At 72.2% G+C, this 19,773-nt stretch carries 14 protein-coding genes; 4 read left to right on the forward strand and 10 right to left on the reverse strand.

Features of this window, described 5'->3' with window-relative positions; all coding sequences use genetic code 11:
• Window positions 1-48 precede the first annotated feature (48 nt).
• Both purH and purN read right to left on the reverse strand, forming a co-directional pair.
• Window positions 49-1,617 carry a bifunctional phosphoribosylaminoimidazolecarboxamide formyltransferase/IMP cyclohydrolase gene (purH, locus tag ACFWY6_RS23075; RefSeq protein WP_384693389.1) on the reverse strand — a complete coding sequence of 523 codons (1,569 nt, stop codon included), beginning with the start codon at window positions 1,615-1,617 and terminating at the stop codon, window positions 49-51.
• On the reverse strand, window positions 1,614-2,243 hold the full coding sequence (gene purN / locus ACFWY6_RS23080) for a phosphoribosylglycinamide formyltransferase (RefSeq protein ID WP_384693392.1): 630 nt from the start codon (window positions 2,241-2,243) through the stop codon (window positions 1,614-1,616). Before purN ends, purH begins: the two co-directional genes overlap by 4 nt.
• Window positions 2,244-2,497: 254 nt before the next feature.
• Between purN and ACFWY6_RS23085 the strand changes: the two genes are divergently transcribed.
• Entirely contained in the window at window positions 2,498-3,352 is an 855-nt protein-coding gene (locus ACFWY6_RS23085) for a hypothetical protein (RefSeq protein ID WP_384693395.1), read from the forward strand.
• A gap of 369 nt (window positions 3,353-3,721) precedes the next feature.
• Here the strand turns inward: ACFWY6_RS23085 and ACFWY6_RS23090 are convergent, their stop codons facing one another.
• A complete protein-coding gene (locus ACFWY6_RS23090; protein WP_384693398.1) occupies window positions 3,722-5,233 on the reverse strand; it encodes a DUF6350 family protein in 1,512 nt (503 codons plus the stop codon).
• A gap of 158 nt (window positions 5,234-5,391) precedes the next feature.
• Between ACFWY6_RS23090 and ACFWY6_RS23095 the strand changes: the two genes are divergently transcribed.
• Window positions 5,392-6,528, forward strand: coding sequence for a helix-turn-helix domain-containing protein (locus ACFWY6_RS23095; RefSeq protein ID WP_384693400.1), 1,137 nt, complete (start codon window positions 5,392-5,394; stop codon window positions 6,526-6,528).
• Window positions 6,529-6,641: 113 nt separating this feature from the next.
• On the opposite strand, the gene sucD is transcribed toward ACFWY6_RS23095, so the two are convergent.
• The 7 genes from sucD to ACFWY6_RS23130 form a co-directional block, all read right to left on the reverse strand.
• Complete coding sequence (sucD, locus tag ACFWY6_RS23100) at window positions 6,642-7,526, reverse strand: succinate--CoA ligase subunit alpha (protein WP_055552078.1); 885 nt, start codon at window positions 7,524-7,526, stop codon at window positions 6,642-6,644.
• Window positions 7,527-7,547: 21 nt separating this feature from the next.
• Complete coding sequence (sucC, locus tag ACFWY6_RS23105) at window positions 7,548-8,726, reverse strand: ADP-forming succinate--CoA ligase subunit beta (protein WP_384693403.1); 1,179 nt, start codon at window positions 8,724-8,726, stop codon at window positions 7,548-7,550.
• A gap of 390 nt (window positions 8,727-9,116) precedes the next feature.
• Window positions 9,117-10,184, reverse strand: a complete 1,068-nt coding sequence (locus ACFWY6_RS23110) for a hypothetical protein (protein WP_384693406.1) — start codon at window positions 10,182-10,184, stop codon at window positions 9,117-9,119.
• Between the two features lie 131 nt (window positions 10,185-10,315).
• A complete protein-coding gene (locus ACFWY6_RS23115; protein ID WP_384693409.1) occupies window positions 10,316-11,236 on the reverse strand; it encodes a hypothetical protein in 921 nt (306 codons plus the stop codon).
• 124 nt (window positions 11,237-11,360) lie between these two features.
• Window positions 11,361-12,566, reverse strand: coding sequence for a VWA domain-containing protein (locus tag ACFWY6_RS23120; protein WP_384693412.1), 1,206 nt, complete (start codon window positions 12,564-12,566; stop codon window positions 11,361-11,363).
• Window positions 12,563-15,277: a DUF5682 family protein gene (locus ACFWY6_RS23125; protein WP_384693415.1), complete on the reverse strand. Its 2,715-nt coding sequence runs from the start codon at window positions 15,275-15,277 to the stop codon at window positions 12,563-12,565. Before ACFWY6_RS23125 ends, ACFWY6_RS23120 begins: the two co-directional genes overlap by 4 nt.
• A 46-nt stretch (window positions 15,278-15,323) precedes the next feature.
• On the reverse strand, window positions 15,324-16,445 hold the full coding sequence (locus tag ACFWY6_RS23130; protein WP_384693419.1) for an AAA family ATPase: 1,122 nt from the start codon (window positions 16,443-16,445) through the stop codon (window positions 15,324-15,326).
• 155 nt (window positions 16,446-16,600) lie between these two features.
• Here ACFWY6_RS23130 and ACFWY6_RS23135 point away from each other — a divergent pair, with 155 nt between their 5' ends.
• Window positions 16,601-17,965, forward strand: coding sequence for an SWIM zinc finger family protein (locus tag ACFWY6_RS23135; protein WP_384693422.1), 1,365 nt, complete (start codon window positions 16,601-16,603; stop codon window positions 17,963-17,965).
• A 61-nt stretch (window positions 17,966-18,026) separates the two neighbouring features.
• Window positions 18,027-19,742, forward strand: a complete 1,716-nt coding sequence (locus ACFWY6_RS23140) for a DUF5691 domain-containing protein (protein ID WP_384693425.1) — start codon at window positions 18,027-18,029, stop codon at window positions 19,740-19,742.
• Window positions 19,743-19,773 lie beyond the last annotated feature (31 nt).

Below are 19,773 nucleotides of genomic sequence, written 5' to 3' on the forward strand. Positions count from 1 at the left end.
GTGCCCCCCTCTTGAGGGGGGCACGGCCCGTTGTGGTGAGCGGCGATGTCAGTGGAAGAAGTGCCGCGTACCCGTGAAGTACATCGTCACTCCGGCCTTCCGCGCGGCCTCGATGACCAGCTCGTCGCGGACCGAACCGCCGGGCTGGACAACGGCCTTGACGCCCGCCTCGGTGAGGATCTCCAGGCCGTCGGGGAACGGGAAGAACGCGTCGGACGCGGCGTACGCACCGTGCGCGCGCTCGGCGCCCGCCCGCTCGACGGCGAGCTTCGCGGAGTCGACGCGGTTGACCTGGCCCATGCCGACGCCGACCGAGGCGCCGTCCTTGGCGAGCAGGATCGCGTTGGACTTCACCGCGCGGCACGCCTTCCAGGCGAACTCCAACTCGGCGAGCTCGCCCGGGTTCAGGGCGTCGCCGGTGGCCAGCGTCCAGTTGGCCGGGTTGTCGCCGTCGGCCTGCAGCCGGTCGGTGACCTGGAGCAGCGCGCCGCCGTCGATCTGCTTGACCTCGACCGCGTTGGACGGCGCCCGGTGGGCACGCAGGACGCGGATGTTCTTCTTCTTGGTGAGGGCTTCGAGCGCGCCGTCCTCGTACTCGGGCGCGACGATGACCTCGGTGAAGATCTCGGCGACCTGCTCGGCCATCTCCTTGGTGACCGGCCGGTTCACGGCGATGACACCGCCGAACGCGGAGAGCGGGTCACAGGCGTGCGCCTTGCGGTGCGCCTCGGCGACGTTCCCGCCGATCGCGATGCCGCACGGGTTGGCGTGCTTGATGATCGCGACACAGGGGTCGGCGTGGTCGTACGCGGCACGGCGGGCGGCGTCCGTGTCCGTGTAGTTGTTGTACGACATCTCCTTGCCGTGCAGTTGCTCGGCCTCCGCGAGGCCGCCGTTGCCGTCGACGTAGAGGGCCGCGTTCTGGTGCGGGTTCTCGCCGTAGCGCAGCACGTTCTTGCGGCCGTACGCGCTGCCGAGGAACTCGGGGAAGGGCGAGCCGTCGGCGGCGTAGTCGTCCGCGAACCAGGAGGCGACCGCGAGGTCGTACTCGGCGGTGTGCCGGAACGCTTCGGCGGCGAGGCGCTTGCGCGCGGTCAGGTCGAAACCGCCGTCACGGACCGCGGCGAGCACGTCGGCGTACCGGGAAGGGCTCGTGATGACCGACACCGAGGGGTGGTTCTTGGCGGCGGCGCGGACCATCGAGGGGCCGCCGATGTCGATCTGCTCGACGCACTCGTCGGGCGTCGCGCCCGACGCCACGGTCGCCTTGAAGGGGTAGAGGTTCACGACGACCAGCTGGAACGGCTCGATGCCGAGGTCGGCGAGCTGCCGCTGGTGGTCCTCCAGGCGCAGGTCGGCGAGGATCCCCGCGTGCACGCGCGGGTGCAGCGTCTTGACCCGGCCGTCCAGGCACTCGGGGAAGCCGGTCAGCTCCTCGACCTTGGTGACGGGCACCCCGGCGGCGGCGATCTTCGCGGCGGTCGAACCGGTCGAGACGAGCTCGACGCCGGCCGTGTGCAGCCCGCGCGCGAGCTCTTCGAGCCCGGTCTTGTCATAGACGCTGATGAGCGCGCGCTTGATCGGGCGCTGCGAACCGTGCGTACCTTCGGCGGTCACGGGATAAGTACCTTTCGTCCCTCAATGCGGTAGCCGTTGCGGGCCAGACGCCCCACGACATCGACGAGCAGCCTTCGCTCGACTTCCTTGATGCGCTCGTGCAGAGCGCTCTCGTCGTCCTCATCCCCGACCGGGACCACGCCCTGGGCGATGATCGGGCCGGTGTCGACGCCGTCGTCGACGAAGTGGACGGTGCATCCCGTGACCTTCGCGCCGTACGCGAGCGCGTCGCGCACACCGTGGGCCCCGGGGAAGCTGGGCAGCAGGGCGGGGTGCGTGTTCACGAACCGGCCGCCGAACCGTGCGAGGAATTCCTTCCCCACGATCTTCATGAACCCGGCCGACACGACCAGGTCGGGCTCGTACGCGGCCGTGGCCTCGGCGAGCGCCGCGTCCCACGCGGCGCGGTCCGCGTGGTCCTTGACCCGGCACACGAAGGTGGGGATCCCGGCCCGCTCGGCCCGCTCAAGACCCGCGATGCCGTCGCGGTCCGCGCCGACGGCGACGATCTCGGCTCCGTAGCCCGTCGTCCCGTCCGTCGCGATCTTGTCGAGCAGAGCCTGCAGATTCGTGCCTGATCCGGAGACCAGCACGACGAGGCGCTTGGCCACAGGGCTCTTGGCCACAGCGGGGCCCTTTCTCGGGAGGTGCGTCTTGTACGGCGGCTCTGTACGGCAGCTTTGTACGGTCATACAAAGGCTTCGTGCCCCGCGATACGGGGAACTCTACGAAGCGGCCGACCGTCAGCAACGATACCGGCACACGGAGGCGCCCCTCACGGGACGGGGGCGCGGCCGGGAGGTAGCGTCTGTGCCACGGCGCCATGCCGCTGCCGAAGCTCGTACACAGCTCGCTCGACCAAGGGGAAGACGCACACCTGATGCCGGACCGTAGCCTCCGCCTCCCGCTGTCCTTCGCGTTCGGGTTGACGCACGGAGGGGAGCGCGGCTCGACGCTGCTGCGCGACGGCCGCCCGTCGTCCCCGCCGCAGGACTCCCAGGACTCCGGCTCTTCGGACTCTTCGGGGTCGTCGGGGTCGTCGGGCTCCTCCAGCGACAAGAAGGACGACAACCCCTTCGCGCCGCCGCCCGAGGGCACCCCCGACCAGCCGTGGCGCCCGCGCCCCGGCAACGGCGGCGACTCTCCCGACCAGGGCAACTCCCCCTGGGGCAGCCAGTGGAGCGACCGGCAGCCCGGCCGCTCCCAGGGCGGCTTCGGCGAGCGGCCCGGCCAGCAGGGGTCCGGCCCCGACGGTCCTTCCGGCTCGGGTTCCGGCTCCGGCTCCGGTATGCGCTGGGACCCGACCGACCCGGCCCAGCGCCGCGCGCGTTACGCGCTGCTCTCCGGCATGTGGGCCTTCTTCTTCGCGCTCTTCGGCTGGCGGTACGTCGCGCTGCTGCTCGGCGCGTTGGCGCTGTACTGGGGCATCAGCTCGCTGCGGGCGAAGCCGAAGGCTCCGGATCCGACGGCTCCGGCTCCCGCCACCGCGCCCGCGCCCGCCAAGCAGGGGCCTGCGGCCGACGCCTCGAGCACGAAGCCGCAGACGACCGCGGCGATCAGCGGCCTGGTGACGGCTTCGCTCGCGTTGGCGATGGTGGCGGCGACGTTTGCCGCGCAGCTGGTGTACCGGGACTACTACACGTGCGTGAACGACGCGCTGACGACCACGTCGAAGCAGTCCTGCGAGGAGCTCCTGCCGGAGGAGCTGCGGCCGTTGCTCGCGGACCGGGACTGATCCCCCTCGGCGGTCGCCTCCCCCCTCGGCGGTCGCCCCTCTCCCACCCACCCGATCACCCCGCAGCGCAGGATTTCCCGCCGCTCCGCGGCGAACCTGCCCCACCCACCCACCCGATCACCCGGCAGCACCCCCCCCGCCCCGCCTCCGCCGTGTGCGGGCGGGCTCAGAGACGGCCCTCTCAGCCACCCACCCCCGCACCCGCCCCCCGCCGTGTGCGGGCGGGCTCAGGAACGGCTCTCCCGGCCACCCGCCCCCGCCCCCGCTGCGGGCAGGCGTTCCGCAGGGCGAGTGGGGTCTCCCCTGCTCGAGCGGAGCCGAGAGCTTGGGGAAGGGTGGGCACAGCCCTTGCCGCCGGGTTTCGATGGTTCAGGGGGGAGGGGGAGGGCCCTGCCCCGCCTCCCGTAGCGCGGTCCAGCGGGCCTCGCGGGCGGCGTCCTCGTGCCAGTCGCCGCCGCCCGGCAGGAAGTCGTACGGCTCGAACTCCGCGGGCGGCGGAGCGGCAACCTCCAGTGCAGGAGCGACCCGGCGACGAGGCAACCGCACGCGGGGCAAGCGAAGCCGCCCCCTCCGCGGCGCAGCCCACCGCCTCCACGCCCGCACGGCCAACGCCCCCGGCACCCCGATCCCCGCGGTCCAGGCCACCGCCGCACCCCCCGCCTGCCACCACACCGGCCCGAACTCCGCGAGAACGGCCACCCCCATCGGCCCACCCGCCAGCGCGGCAAGCACCGCCACAGCCACCCCGCACAGCACCGCCGCCACCCCCGCGACCAGCGCCGTCCACCTTCGCGACCACGCCTCGTCCCGCTCCCCGTACGCAGGCGCCGCCGCCCGCGCCGTGAACCACGCGACCACGCAGCCCGCCACCGCCGGCACCACCCCCGCCGCCCAGGTCAGCGGCGACCCGGGCCCCTCCCCCGGCACCGCGGCCAGCAGCGGAAACGCCGGCAGCAACGGCCCCGCACCCACGGCGAGCGGCCCCGCCACACTCCCGGTACCCAGCGCGAAGCCGGGCCCGAGCCCGTACGCCGCACCCCACACCGCCGCGTTCGGCGCCAGCGCCACCGCGAGCAGCAGCACCGCGAACCGCCCCGGCCACACGTCCGTGACCTGCGCGAACGACTCCCGGACCAGTCCCCCGTGCAGCACGAGCGACACCGCCACGAGCAGCGCGCCACCGCCGACGAGCACCAGCGCCCCCGCCACCGCCGCCCGCGTGGCGGCCAGCAGATATCGGCGTACGAAGAGGCGTACGAAGAAGGGACGTACCCCTTCGGGAAGGGCGCCCAGGGCACGCGCCACCGGGCCCGGCAGCGGCTGCCGCGGCCGCCCGTGCGCCGTCCACACGCCCACCGCCCCGGCGACCGCCGCCACCAGCGGCACCTGCACGACCGCGCTCAACCACGACGGCTGCAGCTCACCCCCCGCGGCGTACAGCGTCGCCGCCGTACCCACCAGCAGATAGCCGCCGACCACCCCGCACCACGCGGTCCGCACCGCCATCGCCCGCCCCTCCGGATCCGCCGCGTCCCGCGCCGCCCGGTGCACGAGCCAGCCCGGAAGCGCCACCAGGAGCAGCGGGGTCACACCGACCGGCGCGGGCACCCCGGAAAGCGTGTCCGTCCTGATCAGCTCCGTGCCGTGGGCCATCAGCCACACCGCGGCCGCGACATGCAGCGCCCCGCCGGGCCCGCTGTCCGGATAGGGCGAGCTGATCCACAGCACCATCACCAGGACGGCGAACGAACCGAGCCCGAGCCCGGCGGCGACGGCCCCGCCGAACAGGCAGGTCGCCAATCCGGGTGAGCGGCCGCGCGCCCGCTCCAACAGCGGCTTCAGGGGCGGCAACGAAGAGCTGCGGTAGGTGATGTGAGTCACGCCACCATGCTCCCAACGACACGCACTTTCTCCCCGTAACAGGCAAATACCCGATGTGTCGCTCAAGATACGTTTATGTACTTTTTCGTACGGCGGATCAGCTGCGCCCGGCTGCCCGCCGCACGACGGCACACGGCCCCCGGCGCGGAGAGTCCGACATGACCCAGAGCCCTGCTACCCCGTTGCCGTCCCCCAAGGAACGCCGGCGACTGCGCGAGGCAAAGTCCCTGAGCCAGGCGGAGGTCGCCACAAAGGTGGGCGTCACCAGGGAGACAGTCCGCTCCTGGGAATCGGGCCGCACCACCCCACGCGGCCGCAGACGCGACATCTACGCGAAACTCCTGGCGACGTTCGCAGAGGAGCAGCAGCCGGCCGCCTCTGCCGCACGGCGGAACGGGCGGGCCCAACGCACCCCGCCGAGCGCCGCCAAGAGCAACGGCAGGCCGACGCCCGGCGCAGTGGCGGCAGCCACGCCAGACCCCCCGCCCGCCAAGACCCTCACCCCCGCGGAAGCCTTCGACGCCCTCTGCGCGACCTGCGCCCCCGCCCTGGTCCGCCAGACCTACCTCCTCACCGGCCGCCGCACCCTCGCCCAGGAATCGGTGGAACGCGCCTTCCAGCTCGCCTGGCAGCGCTGGCCCGAGGTGGCGGTCGACCGCCACCCCGCGAGCTGGGTCCGCGCGGCGGCGTACGAGTACGCCATGTCGCCCTGGCACCGTCTGCGCCCCGCCCACCGGCATCCGGAAGCCCCGCCCGCCGAACCGGCGGACCGCGCGTTCCTCGACGTACTGATGAGCCTGCCGCCCGCACAGCGCCGCACCCTGCTGCTCTACGACGGCGTCGGCCTCGACCTGCCCGAGACGGCGGCCGAGACGGAGGCGAGCACGCCCGCTGCGGCCAACCGGCTGCTGCGCGCGCACGAGACGATCATCGAGAAGATCCCGGAGCTCGCGGCGACCCCTGACGCCCTGCACGAGCGTCTGAGTGAACTCTGCAAGGCAGAGAAACTGCAGCCCCCGAAGGCGGACCGGGTACGCACCGGAAGCGAACACCGCGCCCGCCTCTGGACCCGCGCCGCGATCGCCTTCACGGCCCTGATCATCGGCGCCACGGCCCTGACCCTGCGCACGGCCCCCACCCACTACGAGCCCCCGCAGTCCCCGGGCAAGGCCATCAACGGAGTCCCGCCGAGAATGGGCCCGGGCCCGTTGTCGTACGAGGAGCAGTCCCTCCACAAGAAGCTCCGCGAGGGCTTGTCGAACGGCCCGGAACGCCTGAGCCCGCAGGCGGGATAGGCGCCCCGAAGGGGCGCGGGGAACTGCGCGACCAGCCACATCCGCCCCGCAGACAAAAGCGGGCCCGCACCTCCGTAGAGATGCGGGCCCACCTTCAACAGCTAGGTCAAGCTTCAGCCGGCCAGAATCGCCCGCGCCAGCTTCGCCGTCTCGGTCGGCGTCTTGCCGACCTTGACCCCGGCGGCCTCAAGGGCCTCCTTCTTGGCCTGTGCGGTGCCAGAAGAGCCGGAGACGATGGCGCCGGCGTGGCCCATCGTCTTGCCCTCGGGGGCGGTGAAGCCCGCGACGTAGCCGACGACCGGCTTCGTCACGTTGGCCTTGATGTAGTCCGCCGCGCGCTCCTCGGCGTCGCCGCCGATCTCGCCGATCATGACGATCAGGTCGGTGTCGGGGTCGGCCTCGAACGCCTCGAGGGCGTCGATGTGCGTCGTACCGATGACCGGGTCGCCACCGATGCCGACGGCCGACGAGAAGCCGATGTCACGGAGCTCGTACATCATCTGGTACGTCAGCGTGCCGGACTTCGAGACCAGGCCGATGCGGCCCGGCTTCGTGATGTCGCCCGGGATGATGCCGGCGTTGGACTGGCCCGGGGTGATGAGACCGGGGCAGTTCGGGCCGATGATGCGGGTCTTGTTGCCCTTCGACTTCGCGTACGCCCAGAAGGCGGCGGAGTCGTGGACGGCGATGCCCTCGGTGATGACGACCGCGAGGGGGATCTCGGCGTCGATCGCCTCGACGACGGCGGCCTTGGAGAAGGCCGGCGGCACGAAGAGGACGGACACGTTGGCGCCCGTGGCCTCCATGGCCTCCTTGACCGAGCCGAAGACCGGTACCTCGGTGCCGTCGAAGTCGACCTTCGTGCCCGCCTTGCGCGGGTTCACGCCGCCGACGATGTTCGTGCCGTCACCCAGCATGAGCTTGGTGTGCTTCATGCCCGTGGCACCGGTCATGCCCTGGACGATGACCTTGCTGTCCTTGTTGAGGAAGATAGCCATGGCTGTTCTGTCCCTCGTCCCTTACTTCGCGGCCGCGAGCTCGGCGGCCTTGTCGGCCGCGCCGTCCATGGTGTCCACACGCTGCACGAGCGGGTGGTTGGCGTCGCTCAGGATCTTGCGACCCAGCTCCGCGTTGTTGCCGTCGAGACGGACGACCAGCGGCTTGGTGACTTCCTCGCCCTTGGACTTGAGCAGCTCAAGCGCCTGGACGATGCCGTTGGCGACCTCGTCGCACGCGGTGATGCCGCCGAAGACGTTGACGAACACGGACTTGACGTCCGGGTCGCCGAGGATGATCTCCAGGCCGTTCGCCATGACCTCGGCCGAAGCGCCGCCGCCGATGTCGAGGAAGTTGGCCGGCTTGACGTTGTTGTGCGCCTCACCGGCGTACGCGACGACGTCCAGGGTGCTCATGACGAGACCCGCGCCGTTGCCGATGATGCCGACCTCGCCGTCGAGCTTGACGTAGTTGAGGTTCTTGGCCTTGGCAGCAGCCTCGAGCGGGTTGGCTGCGTCCTTGTCCTCGAGCGCCTCGTGGTCGGGCTGGCGGAAGTCGGCGTTCTCGTCGAGCGAGACCTTGCCGTCCAGGGCCAGGATGCGGCCGTCCTTGGTCTTCACCAGCGGGTTGACCTCGACGAGGAGCGCGTCCTCGGCGACGAAGGTGTCCCACAGGGTCACCATGGCCTCGGCGACACCCTCGGCCACATCGGCCGGGAACTTCGCCTGGGCCACGATCTCGCGGGCCTTCTCGATGTTCACGCCTTCGACGGCGTTGACCGGGACCTTCGCGAGGGCCTCGGGGGTCTTCTCCGCGACCTCCTCGATGTCCATGCCGCCCTGCACCGACGCCATGGCGAGGAAGGTGCGGTTGGTGCGGTCGAGGAGGTACGAGACGTAGTACTCCGCCTCGATCTCCGGGGAGAGCTCGGCGATCATCACCTTGTGGACCGTGTGGCCCTTGATGTCCATGCCGAGGATGTCCGTCGCGCGAGCGACGGCCTCGTCCGGGTTCGCCGCCAGCTTCACGCCGCCGGCCTTGCCGCGGCCACCGACCTTCACCTGCGCCTTGACGACCGACTTGCCGCCCAGCTTCTCGGTGGCCTCGCGCGCCGCCTCAGGCGTGTCGATGACTTCACCGGCCAGCACCGGTACACCGTGCTTGGCGAAGAGGTCCCTCGCCTGGTACTCGAACAGGTCCACGCGCGTCCGTCCCTTTTCCGTGATCTCGCTGCGATCTCGCTGCATTGTGGTCAGCTGTCTGCGTGGGCGTGCCGCGGAGGGCAACGTGACTGCGCTGTCACAAGGGAGGCGTAGGACGGAGTCCGGTACGCGGCATGTCCGTCTCGCAGGTTATCGCCGAGGGACGCGGGTCCCTAAATCGCGGATCACATTTGGGCGGTGATGACTGTCACAGATCCTGCCCTCACCTCGCCCTCACACCCGCCCGAACGCTGAGGTGAGCGGCCCCTGTGGATCCAGGGGCCGCCCGTTTGCGCCTGTTACGGCTGGTACGACGGGTAAGGCCAGTGGTGGCACGGATGCCGCCGTACGGCTGTCGCTTCCGCGATCAGGTCATCGCGGTTCTGTGCCTCAGATGCCGGACGTCGCGCCCTGGGTGGTGCCGTACGTCGCGTTGTACGTCGCGTCGTACGTCGCGTTGTACGCCTCTTCGTACGTCGGCAGGTAGCTCGGGGCGATCGAGTCGGTCACGCCCTGGACGCCGGTGACGGCGTTCCCGGCGAGCGCCTGCGCGTCGGGGGCGACGGTGCCGGTCAGGTCCTGCGCGAAGGGCGAGACCTGACCGACGACACCACCGGCGAACGGCGCCACGTCGCCCGTCACGCCGTACGCCAGCTGGTCGGCGCTGCCGCCGACACCCTGGACGACGGGCCGCACCTGGTCGGTGACGGTCTGCACGAGCGGCGAGACCGAGCCGACGACACCGCCCGCGAAGGGCTGCACGTCATCGGCGACGACACCCTGCGCGAAGGGCCCGACCTCGCCGACGACCCCACCGGCGAACGGCTGGACATCGCCGACGACGCCCTGCGCCAGGTACGTGACGTCGTTGACCGCCTGGCCCGCGACCGGCACGACGCCGGCGACGGCGGTGGCGGCGACGGGCGGCAGCACGGCCGTGGCCGTCTCGTCGACGATCGGGGTGGCGGTGGTGGTGGCCGCGGCGGCCGTCGCGGTGGCCGTCTCGGTGGTGTTCTCCAGCTCCGGGGCGAAGGCGGAGAGGGGGCCGAAGAGGTAGTCGACGGAGTCCTCGGGGGCGCCGGCGTCGGGGGTGCGGACGTCCGGGGTGCTGACGGCTGGGGCGTCGACCTGGGGGAGATCGGCCTTGGGGAGGTCGGCCTTGGGGGCAGCGGCGCGCACGTCGGCGACGGTGGACTTCGCGTCCGCGACGGTCGACTTGGCCTTGGCCTTGGCCTTCGCCTTGGCCCCGGCCTTCGCCTTGGCCTCGGCGGCGTCGCCCTTGGCGTCGTCGACCGAGACGTCGTCGACGGTGACGTCCTCGACCGCGTCGGACGCCTGGTCCGGCAGGGCGATGGAGTGCTGCGGCAGCTCGTCCGCGCTGGCGACGGTGGAACCGAGCGCCCAGGCACCCGTGACACCGGCGGCTATGACGATGGAACGGCGGATGTTCTTGTTCATGCTTGCGTCAGATCCTTCGAATTCGAACTCTGGCTGTGGATCCGGTCAGGGGATGTTCGGAACCATCCGGGGACCGGCGGGCAGACCTGTTCCGCCCCCGCGCGGCAGGTCATCGCGGGGAAAGGGCTGCCCTAGCCAGGGAATTCGGGAATGTCCCGGTGTCTGTCGCGGAGGGACGCGGAGACCTGAGAGGCCCCGGCGCCGGCAAGGAGCCGCACCGGCGCACGGCTTTCGCCCGATGCGGCACCCGGATCGCCGTGCCGCGTCGAACTTCCGTCACCGGCCGAAGGACCGCCCAGCGTCCGCACCGGACCACCGGGCGCGGGAAGCGGCACGTGCCCGCCGCGGAGCGCGCTTCCCGAGACGTCGCCGCCCCAGGAACCGTCACCGCGCGTCAGCCGACCGACGGAGTACGCATCACCGCTGCCGTACGAGGACCCGGCCTTCGCCGCATGGGACGTCCGCCCCTCGTGCGCCCGGGCATTCGCCTCGCTCTGACCGCCACGCGAATCGGCGGCGCCGTCCGGCGCATCGGCCCCGGGACCGCCGTCGGCATCCTCGCCGTCACCGAGCCCGGTGCCGGGCCGCGGCAGCTCGGGCATGTCCGGCAGCACTCGCTCCGGGGCGCCGGCGAGAAGTCCGGTGACCTCGTCGACGACCGGACGCACGACCCCGTTCACGGCGACATCGTGTACGCCACGGACGACGGGCTCGGCGGCATCGACACCGGCACGGGCGCCGGCGGCGAGCTCACCGGGAGCCTCGCGCACCGTCGTGTGCGCGGCGCGGGCCGATTCACGGACCGGCTCGGCGGAGTCGTCACCCCCCGCCGCTGCGGCCGAACCCTCGCGCACGTCCGTGTCGGCCGACCGCGCGGACTCCATGCGATCCGGAGCCGGCAGCCCATCGGCCGCCTGCGCCCGCTCACCGCAGAGGAAGCCGAGCGCGAGCAACCCCGCGAGCAGCAGCACCACTTGCAGCGCACGCCGCCCGGCCACCGCGCGCACCATGCGCACAGCGGCATCGGGCCGAACGACAGCTGCAGAGGTCAAGATGAGGTGGTTCCTCGGCTGGGTGGGGCGGGGCGAGACACGGAACTCGGCGCTGAGCGCGATGCTCCGGAAGTGAAGCCCGCCGATCCTCGCACGGGCCGCCCGCCATCGCGCAAGTCCCCTGTTACCGATGCGTATTCATGTCCGGTATGGGTAGAGGGCGCCTTTCGATCGCCGCTGCCATCACCTCGGGGAAGAGATCCGGGGTGCACGCGAACGCCGGTGCGTCGAGCGCCGCGAGCGCTGCCGCGTGCTCGCGGTCGTACGCGGGGGTCCCCTCGTCGGACAGCGCGAGCAGCGTCACGAACTGCACTCCGGACGCCTTCATCGCCGCGACCCGCTTCAGCATCTCGTCGCGTATGCCCCCTTCGTAGAGGTCGCTGATGAGGACGACGACCGTGTCCGCGGGGCGGGTGATCTGCGACTGGCAGTACGCGAGCGCCCGGTTGATGTCCGTACCGCCACCCAGCTGCGTACCGAACAGAACATCCACCGGATCGTCGAGCTGATCGGTCAGATCGACCACATTCGTGTCGAAGACGACGAGCCTGGTGCTGATGGACCGCATCGACCCGAGCACGGCGCCGAACACCGAGGCGTACACGACCGACGCGGCCATCGACCCCGACTGGTCGATGCAGAGGATGACCTCCTTATTCACGGACTGCGATGCCCGCCCGTACCCGATGAGCCGCTCGGGCACGACCGTCCGGTACTCCGGCAGATAGTTCTTGAGGTTGGCCGCGATCGTGCGGTTCCAGTCGATGTCGTGGTGGCGCGGCCTGCTGACGCGGGCGCTGCGGTCGAGCGCCCCGGTGAGGGTGGCGCGGGTGTGCGTGGCGAGCCGCTTCTCCAGGTCCTCGACCACCTTGCGTACGACGGCCCGCGCGGTCTCCTTGGTCGTCTCGGGCATGGCCTTGTTGAGCGAGAGCAGCGTGCCCACCAGGTGCACGTCGGCCTCCACGGCTTCCAGCATCTCCGGCTCCAGGAGCAGCGTGGAGAGCCCGAGCCGGTCGATGGCGTCACGCTGCATGACCTGGACGACGGACGACGGAAAGTACGTCCTGATGTCCCCGAGCCAGCGAGCCACGGACGGCGCGGACGCCCCGAGCCCCGCCGAACGCTCCCGCCCCCGGCCCTTCTTCTCCTCCCCACCGCCGTACAGCGCGGTGAGCGCCCCGTCCATCGCCGCGTCCCGCCCGCCGAGCGCACACCCCGTGCCGTCCGCCGACTCCCCGCCGAGCACCAGCCGCCACCGCCGCAACCGCTCGGCCGCGGGGTCCCCGCCCGCGCCCTGCTCCACGCTTCCTGCTGCCGCGCCCCGCGTCATCGGCCCACCCCCACAAGCTCGCCACTGCCATCGACCCCGAGCCCGAGCCCGACCCCGACCCCGACCCCGAGCAACAGGCTCACCACCGGCAGAACGGCATCCGCGCGCTCCGCATCAAGATCGCTCCCGAAGCCGGGTATGCCCCCGTCCACGGCCGACGCGCCGCCGCCACCCACCGAGGGCCCGCGCCGCACCAACTCCCCCAACGTCCGCCGCACGCCCGGCTCGTAGGCGGAGAACGTGCGCCGCAGCAACGGCAGCACATCGGTGAAGGCCTGGTCAGAAACCCCGCTCAACCACTCGTCGACAAGCCCGAGCAACCGCTCGTCGTGCACGAGCAACATGCCGCCCCCGGACCCGCCCCCGACGAACCCTTCGATCCAGGCAGCGGCCTCAGCGGGCTCATTCCCCCGAGACAGAGCAAGCCCCATCAACCGAGCAGCCTCCCCCTCCCCCAACTCCCCACAATCCATGAGAACCCGCACACACCGCCCCCGCACAACCCCAACAACACTCTCCCGCTCCCCCAACACCCGAAGCACACCCCACCACCGCAGCTTCAAACCATGCCCGTCCCCACTCACGCTGCGGGCAGGCGTCCCACCCTCGTCGCGGCCCACCGAGCCGCCCCCGTTGCGGGGAGCCACGGTCGATCCGCCGTCCTCCCCGTTGTGGGCAGCCACGGCCGATCCGCCGTCCTCCCCGTTGTGGGGAGCCACGGTCGATCCGCCGTCCTTCCCGTTGTGGGCAGGCGTTCCGCAGGGCGGAACGGGTGGGCACAACGCCCCACTGCCGGGCACCGACGAACCAGGCGCCGACTCCAACTCCCCCAACAGCCCCACCGCCTGGTGAACCGCATCAACGTGCCCCCGCATGACGAAGGCCGCGTCCTCATCAAGCCCCGCACACGCAGGGGGCAACCCCACAAACACCCGCTCAGCAAGCCCCACAGCCACAGAACCCAACGCAGCCGTCCCCGTACCCCGCACATCCCCATAACGGAGGGCCCGAACCAACGCAGGCAACGCCTGCGCAAGGTTCCCGACATCCGCATCCAACGCCGCCCGATCCGCAAGTACCCGCATCACCACGGGCAACGCATCCGGCAACTCCGCCAGCAGACACCGCTCGGCAAGCGAGGTCACATCGGCCAGCGCCCTCGCCCCCACCGCCTCGGCCTCGACCTTCGCGGTCGCCGCGGCCAGGACCGTCGTCCCCCACACCCCCGCCTCCGCCACCCGCACGGAAAGCTCCGGCTCCCACCGCAACCGCCAGGTCTCCCGGAACGTACCCGTGCTCCCCCGCGACTCCGCCGGCTCGCCCCAGCCGACCCCCAGGAGCCGGAGGCGATGCAGCAGCCTGCTGCGTGCCGCGTCCGTCTCCTTGCGCAGATCGAGCTCCAACTCCCGCTCCAGCGCCTCCGGCTTGAGCCGCAACTTCCGCTGCAGCCGCGTGAGGTCCCGCTGCAACGGCACAGCGGGCGCCGATTCGGGCACCTCCCCGAGGACGTCCCCGACGACGAGCTTGTCGTGCACGAGGGAGAGCGGTACGTCGGAGCCCTCGCACAGCACCGACCGGACCGCATCCGTCGTCTCGGTCAGCCCCGGCAGCGGACGCCCCCGCATCACGGCGAGCGTGTCCGCGAGCCGCACCGCCTCGATGACGTGCGCGGACGACACGATCCTGTCCTCGTCACGCAGCAGCCGCGCCACCTTGGTCAGCCAGCGCTCGACGGGCCGGTCGGGCACACTGAACAGATGCCCGTACCAGCCGGGCGACGCGATCCCCGCCCCGTACCCGCTCGCCCGGGCCAGCCTGCGGTGCGTCCAGGGCACCCAGGTCATGTCGACCTTCACCTTGGGCAACCCCTTGAGCAGCGCACGGTCAGCCGCCAGGGTCACCTTCTGCCGCAGCGCGGGCACATGCCAGGCCCCGCACACGACGGCGACCTGATCGCCACCGAACTCCCGCTGTGCCGCACGGAGTTGGATCCGCATATACGCCTCTCGGACCAGGTCCCGGTCGTGCCCGCCGCTCCCGTACTCCTCGCGCAGCACCCCCATGGCCTCGCCGAGTGCCTCGAACGGCGCGAACACGTCCCCGCCCGTGCCCCGGTGCTCCACGACGTCCTCCCACCACCGCTCGGGATCGTCGTATCCGGCGGTCTCGGCGAGCACGGAAAGCGGATCGATCCGCACCGCGTCCACGTCGGCGTCCACATCCGAATCCGAATCCGCATCCGAATCCGCCGCGCTCTCCTCCCGCGCCAGCGAATGCGCCGCCGGCAGATCCATGAACCGCACCGGAACCCCCGCCCCCGCGGCCCACCGGATCGCCACCCACTCCGGAGAGAACTCGGCGAGCGGCCAGAACGCCGAACGGCCCGGCTCGTCCACCACATGCGCGAGCAGCGCGACCGGCGGCCGCATCCCCTCGTCCGCCGCGAGCGGCACCAACGCGTCGGCCTCCGGCGGCCCCTCGATCAGCACCACTCGGGGAGCGGCCTCCTGAAGCGCGGCCCGCACCGCCCGCGCCGACCCCGGCCCGTGGTGCCGCACACCGAGCAGCAGCGGCCCTTCCCCCGAACGCCCCTGAGCCACGGCGGCCTCGCCGGATTCCGCACCACTGATCAACTCCGCCTCCACCTCAGCCTCCGTGCCCAACTCCACGCCCCCGCCCGGCTCCACGCCCCCGCGCGCCTCGTCACTCATGTCCGCACCCCCTCTCGCCTCTCACCTCGGATCCCGCCGACATCCGTCACACACTCACCTCGCGGCACGCGCGGTAGAAGTCCTTCCAGCCGTCACGCTCACGGACCACCGCCTCCAAGTACTCCTGCCAGATCACCCGGTCCGCCGCCGGGTCGCGGACGACCGCGCCGAGGATGCCCGCGGCTACATCGCCGGGCCGCAGCACGCCGTCCCCGAAGTGGGCAGCCAGGGCAAGGCCGTTGGTGACCACGGAGATCGCCTCGGCCGTCGAGAGCGTGCCGCTGGGCGACTTGACCTTCGTACGTCCGTCGGCCGTGACGCCGTCCCGCAGCTCGCGGAAGACGGTGACGACACGGCGTATCTCGTCGATGCCGTCGGGCCCGGCCGGCAGATCGAGCGCGCGCCCGATCTGGTCGACGCGGCGCGAGACGATGTCGACCTCCGCGTCCGCGCTCTCCGGCAGCGGCAGGACGACGGTGTTGAAGCGGCGGCGCAGCGCGCTCGACAGGTCGTTGACCCCGCGGTCGCGGTTGTTGGCGGTGGCGATGAGGTTGAAGCCGCGCACGGCCTGCACCTCCTGGCCCAACTCCGGTATGGGCAGGGTCTTTTCCGACAGGATCGTGATCAGCGAGTCCTGTACGTCGGCGGGGATGCGGGTCAGCTCCTCGACGCGTGCCGTCATGCCGTCGGCCATGGCCCGCATGACGGGGCTGGGCACGAGCGCGTCGCGGCTGGGGCCGTGCGCGAGCAGCTGTGCGTAGTTCCAGCCGTAGCGGATCGCCTCTTCCGGCGTGCCGGCCGTGCCCTGCACGAGCAGCGTCGAGTCACCGCTGACGGCGGCCGCCAGATGCTCGGACACCCAGGTCTTCGCCGTGCCGGGCACACCGAGCAGCAGCAGGGCACGGTCGGTGGCGAGGGTGCTGACGGCGACCTCGACGATGCGGCGCGGGCCCACGTACTTCGGCGTGATGACCGTTCCGTCCGGCAGCGTGCCGCCGAGCAGATACATCGCGACGGCCCAGGGCGAAAGCCGCCAGCGGGCGGGCCGGGGCCGGTCGTCCTGCGCGGCCAGCGCGGCGAGTTCGGCCGCGAAGGCATGCTCGGCGTGCGGCCGCAGCACTTCCGCCCGCTGGTTGTCGGTCGTCGTCTCGTCGACGGAAACGGTCATGGAGCGATCCCCCTCCAGCTCGTCCGGACGTGTCTGGCCCGGATGTGTTTCCAACGGTGCACCACGCCACTGACAATCGACCTCTGAACGCCTCTGACCTGCACGAATGCCAGGCGCCAGGTCGATTGTCAGTGGCGGGATCTACCGTCGAAGACATGACTCAGCAGGGGGTGCGCTGGACGGCGGATCAGGTCCTTGCGCTGGCGCCTGATGCTCCGTCACGCAAGGCGGGAAGCAAGCTCGGCGTCGCAGGGCCGTGGTCGGAGGCAGGCAGTTCGGGCGAGGGGGCTGTGTGGGGGTTGTGCAAGGGCAGCGGCAGCAAGCCGTATCAGACAGTCGTGGACATCGCAGGCATCACCGGATCGGCGGGACCGGCGTACAAGTGCAGTTGTCCGAGCCGCAAGTTCCCGTGCAAGCACGCGCTCGGGCTGCTGCTGCTCTGGACGGAGGCGGATGGAAGGGTGCCCGATGCGCAGCCGCCGGAATGGGCGCGGGAGTGGCTCTCGGCGCGCCGTAGAGGAGCGGAGCCGAAGCAGGGCCCGGCCGCAGAGCCGGGCCCGTCGGCACCCGCCGATCCAGAGGCCGCGCGCCGCAGGGCGGAGCGCCGGGCCGAGCGGGTCACGGCCGGGGCGACGGAGCTTGAGCAGCGCCTCTCCGATCTGCTGCGCGGCGGCATAGCGGCCGCCGAGCAGACGGGGTACGGGCTGTGGGAGGAGACGGCGGCCCGGATGGTCGACGCGCAGGCGCCCGGACTTGCCGCGCGGGTACGGGAGTTGGGGGCCATACCGTCCTCCGGGCCCGGCTGGCCGGTGCGAATGCTGGAGGAGTGCGCGCTGCTCCACCTCCTCGACCAGGGCTGGCTGCACCGTGAGCGGCTGCCGGACGCGCTGGCCGGCACGGTCCGCTCCCACGTCGGCCTGCCCACGCCCGCGCAGGGCCCGCCGGTGCGGGACAGCTGGCTGGTGCTCGCGCAGTACGACACGGCGGACGGCAAGCTCACGACCCGCCGTATCTGGCTGCACGGCACGGAGTGCGGGCGCACGGCCCTGCTTCTCTCGTACGGAGCCGCGGGCCGCGCCCCGGCGCTCTCACTTCCGGTCGGCCTTGCGCTGGACGCCGAGCTGACCGCGCACCCGGGCGCCGGACAGCTGCGCACGGACCTGGGCGAGCAGTTCGCGGCACCGGCACCCACAGCTGCCCGGCCGCCCGGTGTGAGCACGGCGCGGGCGACGTCCCGCTACGGAGAAGCGCTGCGACTGGACCCGTGGCTGGATTCCTGGCCGGTGACGCTGCGCGAGGTGATACCGACCCCGCACGCGGACGGCTGGCAACTGGCCGACGCGGAAGGGGGTCTCGCCCTGCCCATCACCCCGTCCGCGACGTCCAGACCTGGGCTGTGGCGCCTGGTCGCACTCTCCGGAGGCGCTCCGGTGACGGTGTTCGGCGAATGTGGCCACCAGGGCTTCACTCCCCTGACGGCCTGGCCGCAGGGAACGGGAGAAGCGGTGCCGCTGTGCTGACCGCACCTCGCGCCACCGCTGCCGCCCGCGCTGCATCACGTACTTCTAAGGAAGGGACCTCATGACCGGCACCACCCCGCTCGCCGAGGCCGCCGCCACGCCCTGGGAGGAGCTGGTGACCGCCGCGCTCCTCGGCACCGACCGCCGCACACCCCCCGTTCACGCACCGGGCAAGGACGCCCCGACCGCGCTCCTGGACGCGGCCGCCGTGCAGACCCTCCGGCGCAGAGCGGGCCTGCGCCCCGCGCCCGCCGCCGCACCGCCCGAGCCCGCCGCCGACGACCCCAGGCCCGGCGTGCCGCCCACGGCCCGGCGCCGCCTCGCCACCCTGCTCACCGATCACCCCGGAGCGGGCAGCGGGGGACGCCGTGGCGCGGTGCCCGATCTGATGGAACTGCTGCCGCAGTGGCTGGCGTTGGCCAACGAACGGGGCTTCGCGGCACCCCCGGAGCTGCTTCCCGCGCTCCTGAACGCGGCCCGTGGGCGCACGGACCTCCGGCCGCAGGCCCTCGCCTTCGCGGGCCCGCGCGCACTGTGGCTCGCACGGCTCAACCCCGACTGGAAGTTCGCGCTGCGCTCCACTCCGGGCGGCGGCGTGGCCCTGCCCGCTCCGGAGGAGACCGCGCAGGTCCAACAGCTGTGGGAGGAGGGCCTGTTCGCCGAGCGCGTCGCCCTGCTCGCGTCGGTGCGGGCCCACGACCCGGCCGCCGCGCGGGACCTGCTCGCCACCACCTGGGGCACGGAGCGGGCGGAGGACCGCCTGATGTTCCTCGACTCGCTGCGTACGCGACTCTGCGACGCCGACGAGCCTTTCCTGGAACAGGCACTCGCCGACCGCAGTCGCAACGTCCGCGCCACGGCGGCCGAGCTGCTCTCCGCGCTCCCCTCGTCCGCCCTCGCCGCGCGGATGGCGGACCGGGCCGCATCCTGCGTGGCCATCGACCATGCGAACGGCACGAAGAGCACGCCGACTCTCACGGTCGAGGCCCCGCACGAGTGCGACGCGGGCATGGAGCGCGACGGCGTCGCCCCGAAGCCACCCGCCGGCCGGGGCGAACGGTCCTGGTGGCTGGGCCAGTTGGTGGAAGCGACCCCTCTCGCCTGCTGGCCGCAGCGGCTCGGCGGCCGGGCCCCCGCCGAGATCGTGGCGCTGCCCGTGGCCGACGACTGGCGGAGCGAGCTGCACGCGGCGTGGTGCCGAGCCGCCGTGCGGCAGCGCGACGCGACCTGGTCCCGCGCGCTACTCGGCGCCCCCGCGTCGCCCGACGCGGCGGGACCGGGCGCGGCGTCGCTCGCCGAGCGCGCGAAACTCCTGGCCGCGCTGCCTGCCGGGGAACGGGCCGACTGGGTCGCGGGGTTCATCGCGGCGCACGGCCTCTCGGAGGCGTTCCAGCTGCTCGGCGTCTGCGCGGTGCCCTGGTCGGAGCCCCTGGGGCGATCCGTGGTCGACGCGCTGAACATCGCGCGGGACGCGGGGAGTTATCCCTGGAGCTTCAGCGGCGTGATGGGCCTGGCGGAGCGCTGCCTGGACCCGGCGGAGGCGGTCCGGCTCGACGTGCTCACCGCGATCCCGGACGAGCCGGAGGACGCGTCGCCCGGCGCGGGCGGCTACTGGTCGGAGGCGTTCCAGCGCCTGGTCAGCACGTTGCGCCTGCGCGCGGCGATGCGTGCGGAGCTGGGGGTGGAGCCGCGTACGCCAGGGCAAGCGAATCCGCCGAGCACGTCAGCGCCGGGGCCGGGGCCGGGGCCGGGGCAGGCAAATCCGGGGGCGCCATGAAAACCGGCACCCCCGCCCGCACCCCCGAGAA

The organism is Streptomyces sp. NPDC059037 (assembly GCF_042740015.1).
Classification (GTDB): Bacteria; Actinomycetota; Actinomycetes; order Streptomycetales; family Streptomycetaceae; genus Streptomyces.